This window comes from Phocaeicola sartorii JCM 17136 = DSM 21941 (genome assembly GCF_054653615.1).
The window spans coordinates 3399278-3413049 of record NZ_BAAIFW010000005.1 but is presented as its reverse complement, the minus strand read 5'-3'; the positions used below and the strand labels follow the sequence as shown (position 1 = coordinate 3413049).

Here is a 13772-nt window from a genome sequence, read left to right as displayed (position 1 = left end):
CCCCGTTCCTATTGTTTGTGAGCCGATGCTTTTTGAGTTGGACCGGCTTCTTTGATAAGTGATTTAGAAAGATCTTCCTTTAAATACGTTTGATTTGTCAAGCGGGAGCAGCTCGCCGGCTAAAGTCAGGCGGTTGGAATTGAAGTTGGGCCGTATGTCTACAGTGGCATTGTTGCTTCCATGAGGTAGCGTAATACTTACCTGGGCAGATATGCCTACCCCCATTACACTCATTGTCAGATAGACGGTTCCTTTCTTGTCGGTCTTGATGGTATAACCGGAAACGTTTCCGTCTACAGTGACTCCTCCTAATCCGTTAGGACCGCTGGCGGGGATGTTGAACGCTACCTGTACGGATGCCTTGTCACCGTTTACCATTACAAAATTGGTATTGGAAGACACGAAAGCATTTCTGCCTCTTTTGAAAATCACCCGGTCGGCTTCCAATGTGAACGTTTTATTCTCTATCGCTTGTCTGGCCTCCTCGAACAAAGCTTGCTCCATGGCTTTTTGCGCCTCTTTTCTTTCCTGACGGGTCATCTTCTTTTCTGTCGTTTGTACTTGTGAGTACCCTGAGCAGCAAAACAAAGTGACGAATACGAATAAAATAATTTTTTTCATAGATGTATCTTTTATGTTATTGTTTGAATATGAAACAACTCTAATAATGGTTTTGTTGAGAGGACTTTATCTTATTTTTTAAGTTAAAAGGCTCCTCATACTTTCAAAGACCGGCCGTTTCGGTTTCGCAGTTTATGCGGCAATGGCTGCAAATTGACGACAAGGGTTATCTCCAGTCTTATACCGCAGACGGCAGACGTGTGGCCAAAGTAGGAGTAGCCTTCGATGTCGAAAAAAGAATCTGGGGGAATGGCTCATCGGGTGATCATGGCGTTTATTCTTTAGCGTGCTTTTTCTTTCCGGCAGCGTGGTTGCATCCGAACTCCGGATTAATCTTTAATAGAGCCGTTACTCCGAAGGTTGCAACGCAGCATATCATAATCCAGATAAAGAAATGGCTGTATCCCATCTGTTCCTGAAGCCAGCCGGCAGCCATTCCCGGAAGCATCATGCCTAATGCCATAAATGCGGTACAGATGGCGTAATGTGCCGTTTTGTGCTCTCCGTCCGCAAAATAAATAAGGTAAAGCATATAGGCTGTGAAGCCGAACCCGTAACCGAACTGCTCTATGAAAATGCAAACATTAATAAGATATAAGGAATCGGGCTGGGCATAACTGAGGTAAACATAGACTAAATCGGGCAGGGAAATGGCCCATACCATCGGCCACAACCATCGTCTCAGTCCGCCACGGGCTACGGCTATCCCTCCTAAAATGCCTCCGAGGGTGAGGCCGATGATGCCGACGGTTCCTTGTACGAAGCCTATCTCCTCGGTAGTCAGCCCCAGGCCGCCTTTCTCGACGGGGTCTATAAGGAAAGGAATGCACATCTTTGCCAGTTGTGCTTCCGGCAACCGGTAGAGCAACATGAAGAGGATGGCTACACCCGCCTGCTTTTTTTGAAAGAAGCTGGCAAAAGTGCCAAAGAATTCTTTGAGAAGGGTAGAAGCGGAAGCTTTTTGGGCTGCATGATCCGAATCCGGACGGGGAAGAATAAACTTATGATAAATCCATATCCCAAGGAAAAGTCCGGCCAATACTAAAAAGGTGACGGACCATGCGTAGGGTATATTTCCCGTTACTATTTCCAGCCTTCCCGCCAGCATGATAAGCAGCCCTTGTCCCGCAATGGTGGCGATGCGGTAGAAGGTGCTGCGGATTCCTACAAACAGGGCTTGCTGATGCGAGTCCAGTGCCAGCATGTAAAAGCCGTCGGCGGCAATGTCGTGCGTGGCGGAACTAAATGCCAGTAACCAGAAAACCGCCAGGGTGAGTTGGAAAAAATGCTCGGTAGGGATGGTGAAAGCGATGCCTGCCAGTCCTGAACCGATTAAAAGTTGCATGGCGACAATCCACCGGCGTTTGGTCTTGATAAGATCAATGAAAGGACTCCACAAAGGCTTGATGACCCAGGGAAGGCTGAGCCAACCGGTATAAAAAGCCAGTTCGGCATTGCTGATCCCCAGCCTTTTATACATAATGACTGAAATGGTCATTACTGCTACGTAGGGCAGTCCTTGTGCAAAGTATAAGGTGGGGATCCATGCCCACGGTGACGTCTGTTTGTTTTTCATCATTCCTTTCATTTTAAAGACTCCGGATGGAATCCCCGCCCGGTATGTGGGCGGGGAAGACCGGTTAATAAAAACGGCGGATGTCCGCACCTTTATAGTAATGCAACAGGATTTCGTCGTAGGTGTATCCCCGTTCTCCCATTACGGCGGCTCCGATTTGGCAGAGCCCTACTCCGTGTCCCCAGCCGGCGCCGGTCAGCAGGAACCATTCGGGAATGCCATTTTTCAATTCTCCTTTATCTACCACAAAAGCTGAGCTGAACAGATGGGACGAAGACAAGGTGCGGCGTATCTCCAGTTCCTTTCCGATAGTCAATGTTTTCAGTGAACCTACAATTTTCAGTTTGCAGATACGTCCGGATTTGCCGCGTTGGACGGGAACCAGGTCGATGATGTCTCCATAATCCGATTTTGTGTTTTGACGGATCAGCTCGGCTAGTTCTGCTTGTGAATAACGTACTTTCCAACGATAGAAATCTGTTGTTTCCTGATCGTAGTTGTTCAGTATTTGTGAGATTACTTTTTTATCGTGGGTGTCACAGAACGAAACGGGAGAGGTGCGTATCCAACGCTCTGCCTCTTTCTCTTGGGTCAGATCGGGCAGCGGGCGGTTTTCCTCCTCTTCCGCATCGCGGATTGTAGACAGGTAGGGGTAATTCTTGTCTTCCCAGCAGCATCCGAATTCCTCACTTGCCCCTCCGCAACATTTGGAGAAACGGGCGTCGCAGATGCCGCGTCCATACATCAGTAATTGTCCGCGGGTGGCTCTTACCGCTTCGGTCACGGCGGCGCTGGATGCTTTGGTTATTCCTTGGTAGCGCTGGCAATGGTCATCGGCGCAAACATCGAATATGGTATGGTCTTCGCGGTCATACCAGCGGATGTATTCGCTATCGGTCTTGATAAAGGAGAAAAAGCCTTCGTTTTTGTCACTCAAGGCCTTGCGCTTTTCTATTTGGGCAAACAGCCAGCTCCGTGAAACTACGGCATGGGCTTTCAGAAACTCCAAAGAGGAAGTGGCATTCATCTCCGAGGAGATGACACTTATCAGATAATCTTCGGCGGGAAGCAGATTGATAGCGGTGATTTTGCCTTCGTCCACCACTAGTTTCAGTGTTCCCATAAAACTTTGGGTTTCTTGCCGTTCCCAGTGAAAATTAATTCCGATGGTTACGTCATATAGTGAAAAAGAGGCGTGCTCGTCTTGTGGAGTGAAGGTCAGTTCGCGGTAAAGATTACCATTCCACAGGATGCCTCCTTCGCTGAAGGCTACTTGCTGTTCACCGCAGACCGTTTCTCCTTTGGCGAAAAAATTGCCGTTCAGTGAAAAATGAATTTCTTGTGCGTTTACTATTCCTACGCTTATTTCGGGTTCTTTCATTGTTATTCGTCTTGTTTTTGGGCTTGCCGTAATTCCTTCATCTTTTCGTGCTTTCTCTATCTTTTTGCTTTCTCGTCAAAATAACGTCCGGGTATCTTCTCGGCTTCTTCTACCGTTATTCCCACTTCTTTTATGATGGATGCCACTTTTTCTTCTGTTATTTTGTCGAAATCTTCCTGACGGGTGGTGACGATTACGCCAGCCATGTCCAAAGCTCCCGGACTGATGAGCATCTGTTCACTGCCTTCTGCAAAGTAGCAGTCGGGACGGTGCTTGTTGCGGGGAAAAATCACCGTATAGTATAGATGGCCTTCCTTCCATAACAGCAGGTTGAACTTCGCTTCTTTTCCGTCTTCATCCGGTGGGAAAGCGGCGAGGGCGCTGTATAACAGGGAGTCGTCATAATGCGTGTTGCTTGAGAGGATCACCAAAGGACAGAAATAGTCCTTGGTATTGAGGTAAATTCGGCTACAATATAGTGGATAATCTTCCTCTTCTTCTAGGTAGGAAAAATAGGTGCTGCGTATATCGATTGTCTGTGCGTGGGTTATCAGCTGTTGTACGTTCGGGATGATGGGAACATCTGTTTTTCTGACTCCTTGCAGATGGAGATGGTCCGGTGCAGAGGCTCCGCAATGTGCTCCATTATAGAATAGGGCGTAGTCCGGATATTTCTGTACGAATGCACGGACGTCATCGTAACTGAAAATATGCTCATCCATGAGTTGGGGGATGTGATCTTTATGGGCGATAGTGAGGTGATCCGGCAATATGGGATAAGGGTTAACGCATATTCTGTTTGCAGTGATGGTTTCCAGTGCTTTCTGCTCCTTGGGTTGGTTTTCCTTGCACAGGAAACAGGGGCGTGCTTGGATGCTGTCCTTATCCACTTTGGCGGTAGTTGAAACCGCACGCTGTGCATTGCACTGTACCACAAATGTGTAGCCGTTTATGGACAGTTCCTTGGTTTGTACAGTCTGTAATGCCTCGTGGTTGTGGTGTGCCAGTGGCCAGCACGCCAGTTGGCTGTCTATAAATCGCTTGATTTCATTCCGGTTCTTCAGTTCTTCTGTATATTTTTTGCGGATTCCCAGTTCACGGGTGCGCAGGCTGTCTTTGTAGTGATTGTTGGCATTGGTCTGCTCTATGCTCAGGGCGGCATCCGAGTTTCCTTCCCAGCGGCGGCACAGATAGAGTACATCATAGATTCTTCCTATCTTATATTGGCGCGAGAAGATGAGTCCCAGGGCGTAATCTTCTCCGTAGCTGACATTGGGCACGCCTGTTTCGCGCAGGATAGGGGTGAAGAATGCGCGCGGAGCCCCCAGACCGTTGATGCGCAATGCGTTGTTGTGTCCGTTCTCTTTCGTCCACTCGCTATGGTCTATCACTCCCGGGGCGATGGTGTTCAGCTGGAAGTCCGTCATGCGGTAAGTTCCTATCACCATGGCGCACTGCTCTTTGTAGAACGTGTCTACGATGGTTTGCAGGGTATGGGTGTCGCTGTACAGGTCATCGCTGTCAAGCTGTATGGCGAAGCGTCCGCACCGGGGATGGTTGATAGCCAGGTTCCAGCATCCCCCTATGCCCAGATCGGTACGTTGGGGCTGAAGGTGGATTACCGCTTTGTTGTCCTTGTATTGACCGATGATTTCTGTGGTTCCGTCTGTCGAGTGATTGTCCACGATGATGATGTTGAATGGAAAGCGTGTTTCTTGTGCGAGTGCCGACCGGATGGCATCGTTAATGGTACGGGCGCGGTTGCGCACGGGGATGATGACAGAGGCTTCATACTCGAATTTTCCTTTCTTTACATCCGTTTCCACACACACGGGTTCAAGGAGAGCATCGATGGATTTCAAGTACAGTGTGAACACTTCTTCCATTTCTATCTGTACCTCCCTGTTGCGGGGATTTACGTAGTCGAACTGCTTTTCGCCGGACAGGCGGTTGTCGCTTTCTGTTTCCGTATAGAGATATTCGTTGATATGTACCAGCTGGGAATGGAGGGTAAGGAGCAGGCGCAGCTCATAAAGGGCGGCATACTTTCTTTCTCCTGTCATCAGGAGGCTGGCGAGGATGAATTCTGTTCTGTTGAATATCAGCAGCGGACCGAAGTCGAAATCATCGCGCACACTGCCGGCCTGGTAGTCGTTGACGGGATGTTTCTTCTTTTCTCCGTTTTTCCATTCATAATGGTCGGCATAGACCATACCGCATTCTCTGTCCTGCAGAAAGTCGGTCATGCGTTCCAGTGCCCTGTAAGCCAATTCCAAGGCAGAGGCCTTGGTGTAGAGCAAGAGATAAGGCGTGTCTGCTTTTTCAGCAATCACCTTCATTGTTTTGGAACTGGTTAATGTATCAACGGGCAATATTTCGCATCCTTCGGGGGCGGATAATGTCTTGTCGGGTTCGATGGCCAGCAGATAGATTTTGCTGACTATGCCACTTTCTTTTAAAGCATGGATCGTCTGCTCTGCCGCTGTGCCTTCCATATAAGGAATAAAGCAATTAATTGTTTTTCTCATTGTTAAAAAGTATTTCTCACGGCAAAGATAGGTAATATATCTTATTTTTTCTCTACCTTTGTACGCTAATTGTCTTTTAAATATAAATGGAAACTCCGAAAACAGCATTACTTGGCAGGACATTGAATGAGGTTCAACAGATTGTAAAGAACCTGGGAATGCCTAAATTTGCCGCAAAGCAGATAACGTCTTGGTTGTATGATAAAAAAGTGGCAACGATAGACGAGATGACCAATTTGTCATTAAAGCATCGCGAGGCTTTGAAAAGTGGATATGAGGTAGGTGCGTCTGCTCCGGTGGAAGAAATGCGTTCTGTAGACGGCACGGTGAAATATCTTTTCCGCACACCGGCCTCTCACTTTATTGAGGCTGTTTATATACCCGATGAGGACCGTGCCACACTTTGCGTTTCCTCGCAAGTGGGATGTAAGATGAACTGCAAATTCTGTATGACCGGAAAGCAGGGCTTTACAGCTAACCTGACTGCCGGTCAAATATTAAACCAGATCTATTCTATCCCCGAAAGGGATAAGTTGACTAATATTGTTTTCATGGGGATGGGAGAGCCTTTTGATAACTTGGACGAGGTGTTGAAAGTGCTTGAGATCCTGACTTCAGAATACGGTTACGGCTGGAGTCCGAAACGCATCACTGTTTCTTCAGTGGGCTTAAAGAAAGGGCTGGAACGCTTTTTGAATGAAAGCGACTGCCATCTCGCCATCAGTATGCATACTCCGATTCCTTCGCAGCGAAGGGATTTAATGCCTGCCGAGAAAGCTTTTTCCATTACGGAAATTATTGATATATTGCATCGTTATGATTTCAGCAAACAGCGTCGTTTGTCTTTTGAATATATCGTGTTCAAAGGGGTGAATGATTCGCTTATTTATGCTAAAGAGATCGTGAAACTTTTGCGGGGCATTGAATGTCGTGTCAATTTGATCCGGTTTCATGCCATTCCCAATGTGGATCTGGAAGGGGTGGATATGGAAACAATGGTAGCTTTCCGTGATTATTTGACGCAGCATGGCGTATTTGCTACGATCCGTGCTTCGAGAGGAGAGGATATTTTTGCGGCTTGCGGAATGTTGTCAACGGCTAAACAACAGAAGGAGAAAGGTGTTACATTACAGTAAATAACAACAATAATACCATAGAATTATGAAACGAATCGCATTTTATTTAAGTTTGGTGCTGGTGGTTCTGGTACTGGCTTCTTGTAAGAAGGGACAAAAGAACTTGTTTACCCCCACATCCAGCGGTAGGCCTTACGAAGTATTGGTCGTAGTAAATAAGCCTGTTTGGGATCGTCCGGCAGGACGTGCATTGTTTGATGTGCTGGATACCAATGTGCCCGGACTGCCTCAGGCGGAGCGTTCGTTTCGTATATCAAATGTAGATCCTCAACATTTTGATCGTGTGCTGAAAATATTCCGTAATATTATTATTGTGGATATTCAAGATATTTACACTCAGCCCAAACTTAAGTTTTCCCGTGATGTTTATGCTTCTCCGCAAATGATTATGACTATTCAGGCTCCTGATGAAGAGGAATTTGAAAAATTTGTGACAAAGAACAGTAAGGTGATTATAGATTTCTTTGTGAAGTCTGAAATGAATCGTCAGATAGCCTTGTTGAAACAAAAACATAACGATGTGATTTCCACTAAAGTGGGAAGCCTTTTTGATTGTGATATCTGGGTGCCGGTGGAGCTGGCTAATTATAAAGAGGGTAAAGACTTTTTGTGGGCTTCTACCAACCGCGCCACTGCGGACATGAATGTGGTAATGTACTCTTATCCTTATACGGACAAGGATACCTTTACCAAAGAGTATTTCATTCATAAACGTGATTCTGTCATGAAAGCAAATATTCCGGGTGAACGTGAAGGGATGTATATGGCAACAGACTCTATGTTTGTAGATGTGGAAGATATTGTTGTAAAGGGAGAGTATGCACAGGAAGCTCGCGGATTATGGGAAATGGAAGGCGACATGATGGGAGGTCCGTTTGTGTCTCATGCGCGTGTGGATCGTGCCAATGGCCGTGTCATTGTGGTTGAGGCGTTTATCTATTCACCGGATAAATTGAAACGTAATCTGATGCGCCAGATGGAAGCTTCACTTTATACCTTGAGATTGCCCAATGAAAGCCTGATTGACGAAATTGTAATCAGTGGTAATATTCCGGAGGAAAAAATTGACACGGCAAACCGGGTGAAATAACAAGAACAGACATTATAATATATAATATAGATGGAAGATAACTACAAGATACGGGTTGGTATTACCCACGGGGATATCAACGGAGTAGGATATGAAGTGATTCTTAAAACATTTTCGGATCCTGCCATGCTGGAACTTTGTACACCTATTGTTTATGGATCGCCTAAAGTGGCTGCTTATCATCGTAAAGCAATGGATATCCAAACAAATTTCAGTATTGTCAATTCGGCTGGTGATGCTCAGCCGGATAAACTGAGTATCGTGAATTGTACAGAAGACGAATTGAAGGTGGAACTTTCCAAACCGGCACCGGAGGCTGGTAAGGCAGCTTTGGATGCATTAGAGAGAGCCTTGCAGGACTATCGGGAGGGAATGATTGATGTGTTGGTGACAGCTCCTATCAATAAGCATACCATCCAGTCGGAAAGTTTTCATTTTCCCGGTCATACGGAATATATCGAAGAGCGTGCGGGTGAAGGACAGAAGGCGTTGATGATTTTATTGAAGAATGATTTTCGGGTAGCTTTGGTGACCGGTCATGTACCTGTGCGTGAGATAGCGCAGGATATCACCAAGGAACTGATTATGGAGAAACTGGCTATTTTCCATCGTTCTTTAAAAGAGGATTTTGGTATCGACAGCCCCCGTATAGCGGTGTTCTCATTAAATCCTCATGCTGGTGACGAGGGGTTGATCGGCACGGAAGAAAATGAAATTATTATTCCGGCGATGAAGGAAATGGTGGCCAAAGGCATTCAATGTTTCGGACCTTATCCGGCGGATGGCTTTATGGGTTCTGGCAACTATACTCATTTTGACGGAATTCTGGCTATGTATCATGATCAGGGATTGGCTCCTTTCAAAGCTTTAGCTATGGATGAGGGAGTGAATTACACTGCGGGGCTTCCCATTGTACGCACTTCTCCGGCACATGGTACAGCGTATGATATTGCCGGACAGGGAGTCGCCTTGGAGGATTCTTTTCGTCAGGCCGTTTATGTGGCTATGGATGTTTTCCGTCATCGCGTTGTCGAGAAAGAGATTCATGCGCATCCGCTGCGTAAACAATATTATGAAAAACGCGATGACAGCGACAAACTGAAGTTGGATACCATTGATGACGAAGATTAATGGATGGTCGGTTTAAAATGTAATTTCAAGAAAAGAGTAGAAATGAAATTTGCAATTATATCAGCGGGCGAAGGTTCCCGGCTTTCGCAAGAGGGGGTTGCTTTGCCCAAACCTTTGGTTCAACTGAACGGAGTTGCCATGATTGATCGCTTGATACAGATTTTTGTACGTAATGGGGCTGACAAAGTGGTAGTCATTATTAATAATGAAAATCGGTTGACGAAAGAGCATTTGGCAAAACTACAGGAAAGGGCGGAGGTCCCATTGGAAGTAGTTGTGAAAACTACCCCCAGCTCTATGCATAGTTTTTATGAACTGAGTCCTTACTTGCAGGATGATAAATTCTGTCTGACTACTGTGGATACGATATTCCGTGAGGAGGAGTTCTCGACTTTTATTGAAGCGTTCAAACAATCGGATGCGGACGGATGCATGGCAGTGACTGATTTTATAGATGATGAGAAACCGCTTTATATATCTACGGACAGTGCTTTGAATATAACCGGTTTTCATGATGAGGCGACTTCCGGATGCCGTTATATATCAGGAGGTATTTATTGTCTGACTCCGGCAGCTGTAAAGACGTTGCACGGGTGTATGGAGAAAGGCATGTCACGTATGCGTAACTTTCAACGGCAGCTGGTGGCCGACGGCTTGAGATTAAAAGCTTATCCTTTTACAAAGATTTTGGATGTAGATCATGCTGGTGATATCGTGAAAGCTGAAAATTTTCTGGCCGGTAAGGAGAAGTAATTTAAACACAACAAAAGGAATGGATGTGATTTCAATAATAGGAGTAAGCCGTGGAAATGAATATTCACCTAATCATGTGGACAATGATGCCGCCATATTCAATAAGGTGGCGGAAGAGTTACGGAGGTTGGGATGTGAAGTGAATGTTTATGCTGAGAAAGATTTTGTGGAACAGAATATCAAAGGGGATATTATTTTTGATATGGCCCGTGATAAAGTAACGATAGCTCGTTTGAGGTCTTTGGAGGATGAGGGGGCGTTGGTGATAAACTCGGCCTACGGCATAGATAATTGCGTGCGTAAACCCATGACGGAATTACTTATAAAGAGCGGGATTCCTCATCCGCAAAGTTTTATAATTTCCACAGCAGACGAGTATTTGGATAATTGTTACCCTTGCTGGGTGAAACGGGGAGATTCCCATGCTATGGTGAAAGAAGATGTAGCCTATGCTACCTGTAAGGAGGAGGTGGAAGATATATTGGCTGATTTCCGTAAACGTGGTATTCCTGTTGCGGTCATAAACGAACATTTGCAAGGTGACTTGGTGAAATTCTACGGAGTGCATGGAACTGATTTCTTTTATTGGTTTTATCCGTCTCCTTGTTCGCACAGCAAGTTTGGTCTGGAGAAAATAAACGGAATAGCTAAAGGATTTCCTTTTAGTGTAGAGGAATTGAAAACACAAAGTGATAAAGCTGCCGAGGCGCTGAATGTTCCCATTTACGGAGGGGATTGTGTGATTTCAGCTGACGGAACATTGCGGATAATCGATTTTAATGACTGGCCCAGCTTTGCCCGTTGCCGTGAGGAAGCGGGAGGTAAAATTGCGGAGTGCATTTATAACCGGGCTAAAAAGCAAATGAAATAAAAAAAACATGAGTACAGAAAGTGAGAAGAAAGGAATAGAGGCTTCTTTCAAATCCATGGACACAGAGGAGTTCCTGGATATTTATTTCAACCGTCCCATAGGCTATGCATGGGCGTTATTTTTTAAGAAATTAAAGGTGCACCCTAATGTGGTAACCATTCTCTCTATCATTTTAGGTATAGGTGCGGGAGTGATGTTTTATTATCCTGATATGAAACATACTCTTATTGGTATCCTTTTGTTGATGTGGGCCAATCATTATGACAGCGCGGACGGACAATTGGCACGTCTGACGGGGCAGAAAACCCAGTGGGGGCGTATGTTGGACGGATTTGCCGGCGATCTTTGGTTTTTTACCATTTATGTGGCGATTTGTCTCAGACTGATGAACCAGTCCATGCCGTTTCACATCGGCGACGGGATGCACTGGGGTATTTTTATTTGGATATTGGCGGCTTTCTCGGGTACTGTTTGTCACAGTAAGCAATGTACCTTGGCGGATTATTACCGCAATATTCATTTATACTTTCTGAAAGGAAAAAGTGGAAGCGAATTGGACAATTTCAAACAACAACGTGAGATCTTCTATAGTCTGCCTTGGAAGGGGAACTTCTGGTGGAAAGCTTTCTTGTATTTTTATGGTAATTATACACGTCAGCAGGAAAGAATGACTCCTAATTTCCAGCAGTTTTATGCTTTGGTAAAGGAAAAGTATGGAGATAATATCCCACAGGAATTACGGGATGAATTTCGTGCGGCCAGCAAACCTTTGATGAAATATACCAATATCTTGACTTTCAATACACGTGCCATTGCTTTATATATCAGTTTGCTGATGGGTGAGCCATGGTTGTATTTTGTGTTCGAGGTTGTTGTCATGACCTCTTTGTTTGTATATATGCGCCATTGCCACGAGGCGGTTTGTGCACGATTATATTATAAATACACGACGAAGTGAAAAGTAAATATAGAAATATATTCCTGATATTTGGAATTGCAGCTATCGTAGTGATGCTCTGTTCTTTTGATATGGAGTATGACGAACTACTGGCTAACTTGCGCCGGGCAGGAATTTGGTTGCCGGCTGTAATCGGGTTATGGATTATCATTTATCTGTTCAATACCCTTTCCTGGTACATTATCATCCGGGATGGAAAAAAGGGAACACCTATTCCATTTTGGAAAGTTTATAAACTGACTGTTTCCGGATTTGCACTGAATTATGCCACTCCGGTGGGATTGATGGGGGGAGAGCCTTACCGTATTATGGAGCTGACTCCTTATGTCGGGGGCAGTAAGGCGACATCGTCGGTTATTCTTTATGTGATGATGCATATTTTCTCGCATTTTTGCTTTTGGTTTTTTTCTATTTTCCTGTACTTGGCTTTACGTCCTGTGGATATTGCCATGGGGACTATGCTGGCCATTGTGGGTGCGGTTTCTCTTTTAGCCATTTATTTTTTTATGAAAGGATACAAAAACGGTATGGCTGTCCGTACTTTAAAATTGCTTCAGCATATTCCTTTTGTCAAAGGATGGGCCAGACGTTTTTCGGAAAACAAACGTGAGGCTTTGGAACGTGTGGACAGTCAGATAGCGGAACTGCACAAACAGCGTAGAACTACATTTTATGCCTCGTTGAGTCTGGAATTCATGGCCCGGATTATAGGATGTCTGGAAGTGTATTTCATATTGAATATTCTGACAACAGATGTCAGTTTTCCGGCTTGTATCCTGATTATGGCATTTACTTCTTTATTTGCCAATTTGTTCTTTTTCTCGCCTATGCAATTGGGAGCGCGCGAAGGAGGTTTTGCCTTAGCCGTAGGAGGACTGGCCATTCCGGGGGCTTTCGGTGTATATACCGGATTGATAACCCGTGTACGTGAATTGATTTGGATTGTAATTGGTGTGTTGCTGATGAAAGTCGGCAACGGTACACCTGCTAATAAAATAAGATAATGAATGCGTTGAAAGATATTCAGGGAGTTATATTTGATTATGGCGGTACGATAGATACGAACAGCCGTCATTGGGCCGCGGTGTTATGGGATAAGTATATGGAACATCAGGTGCCGGTGGATAAGGAAAGTTTCCGTGAGGCGTATGTCTTCGGGGAAAGAGCATTGGCCAGATACCCTTTTGTACAGCCTTGGCATAATTTTCATGATGTGCTTTCTATCAAGACCAAACTTCAGGTGGAATGGCTGGCTGAACAGAGAAAGTTGACTATGGATGAGTCGCAATTGCAATCTTATGCCACAAAGGTGGCAGACAGTTGTTATGGGTATGTGTTGGATATATTGCAGATAACCCGTCCGGTGGTGGAAAAGCTGGCGGAGAAATATAAATTGGTGTTGGTTTCTAATTTTTATGGTAATATCCAGACCATTTTAAAAGACTTCGGGCTCTTGGATTTTTTTGATGAGATTATTGAATCCTCTGTAGTGGGGGTTCGTAAACCGGATCCCGCTATCTATGGACTTGGAGTGGATGCTATGGGATTTGTGGCAAAGAATGTGCTGGTGGTCGGAGATTCTTTCTCAAAAGATGTTGTTCCGGCCAAAGCTGTAGGTTGCCGTGTGGCTTGGTTGAAAGGAGAAGGCTGGGGAGGAGAAGTTATTGACGAATCTGTTCCTGATGTGATTATTACAGATCTGGCACAATTGCCCGCATTATTATAAT

12 protein-coding genes are annotated in these 13772 nt (G+C 45.2%); 8 read left to right on the top strand and 4 right to left on the bottom strand.

Features of this window, described 5'->3' with window-relative positions:
- Positions 1 to 63 precede the first annotated feature (63 nt).
- The 4 genes from ACYQ0C_RS14570 to ACYQ0C_RS14555 all read right to left on the bottom strand — a co-directional run bounded on the left by ACYQ0C_RS14570 (position 64) and on the right by ACYQ0C_RS14555 (position 6106).
- On the bottom strand, positions 64 to 621 hold the full coding sequence (locus tag ACYQ0C_RS14570; protein ID WP_016275868.1) for a DUF4251 domain-containing protein: 558 nt from the start codon (positions 619 to 621) through the stop codon (positions 64 to 66).
- A gap of 274 nt (positions 622 to 895) precedes the next feature.
- The gene (locus tag ACYQ0C_RS14565) at positions 896 to 2197 is read right to left on the bottom strand and encodes an MFS transporter (RefSeq protein ID WP_016275869.1); all 1302 of its coding nucleotides are present in this window, start codon (positions 2195 to 2197) and stop codon (positions 896 to 898) included.
- A 64-nt stretch (positions 2198 to 2261) separates the two neighbouring features.
- The gene (locus tag ACYQ0C_RS14560; RefSeq protein ID WP_016275870.1) at positions 2262 to 3578 is read right to left on the bottom strand and encodes a SpoIID/LytB domain-containing protein; all 1317 of its coding nucleotides are present in this window, start codon (positions 3576 to 3578) and stop codon (positions 2262 to 2264) included.
- Positions 3579 to 3634: 56 nt separating this feature from the next.
- Positions 3635 to 6106: a DUF4922 domain-containing protein gene (locus ACYQ0C_RS14555; RefSeq protein ID WP_016275871.1), complete on the bottom strand. Its 2472-nt coding sequence runs from the start codon at positions 6104 to 6106 to the stop codon at positions 3635 to 3637.
- 86 nt (positions 6107 to 6192) lie between these two features.
- On the opposite strand from ACYQ0C_RS14555, the gene rlmN reads away from it, so the two are divergent.
- The 8 genes from rlmN to ACYQ0C_RS14515 are packed head-to-tail and all read left to right on the top strand — an operon-like array spanning position 6193 to position 13771.
- A complete protein-coding gene (gene rlmN / locus ACYQ0C_RS14550) occupies positions 6193 to 7242 on the top strand; it encodes a dual-specificity RNA methyltransferase RlmN (protein WP_016275872.1) in 1050 nt (349 codons plus the stop codon).
- Positions 7243 to 7267: 25 nt separating this feature from the next.
- Positions 7268 to 8332: a DUF4837 family protein gene (locus ACYQ0C_RS14545; protein ID WP_016275873.1), complete on the top strand. Its 1065-nt coding sequence runs from the start codon at positions 7268 to 7270 to the stop codon at positions 8330 to 8332.
- A 30-nt stretch (positions 8333 to 8362) separates the two neighbouring features.
- Positions 8363 to 9463 (top strand): 4-hydroxythreonine-4-phosphate dehydrogenase PdxA, encoded by a 1101-nt coding sequence (gene pdxA / locus ACYQ0C_RS14540; protein WP_016275874.1) that lies wholly within the window; start codon positions 8363 to 8365, stop codon positions 9461 to 9463.
- Between the two features lie 42 nt (positions 9464 to 9505).
- Entirely contained in the window at positions 9506 to 10216 is a 711-nt protein-coding gene (locus ACYQ0C_RS14535) for a nucleotidyltransferase family protein (RefSeq protein ID WP_025017306.1), read from the top strand.
- A gap of 19 nt (positions 10217 to 10235) precedes the next feature.
- Positions 10236 to 11087, top strand: a complete 852-nt coding sequence (locus ACYQ0C_RS14530; RefSeq protein ID WP_016275876.1) for an ATP-grasp domain-containing protein — start codon at positions 10236 to 10238, stop codon at positions 11085 to 11087.
- 7 nt (positions 11088 to 11094) lie between these two features.
- Positions 11095 to 12045, top strand: coding sequence for a CDP-alcohol phosphatidyltransferase family protein (locus ACYQ0C_RS14525; protein WP_016275877.1), 951 nt, complete (start codon positions 11095 to 11097; stop codon positions 12043 to 12045).
- The gene (locus ACYQ0C_RS14520; protein WP_016275878.1) at positions 12042 to 13049 is read left to right on the top strand and encodes a lysylphosphatidylglycerol synthase transmembrane domain-containing protein; all 1008 of its coding nucleotides are present in this window, start codon (positions 12042 to 12044) and stop codon (positions 13047 to 13049) included. Before ACYQ0C_RS14525 ends, ACYQ0C_RS14520 begins: the two co-directional genes overlap by 4 nt.
- A complete protein-coding gene (locus tag ACYQ0C_RS14515) occupies positions 13049 to 13771 on the top strand; it encodes an HAD family hydrolase (protein ID WP_016275879.1) in 723 nt (240 codons plus the stop codon). Before ACYQ0C_RS14520 ends, ACYQ0C_RS14515 begins: the two co-directional genes overlap by 1 nt.
- The last annotated feature ends 1 nt before the right edge of the window (position 13772 follow it).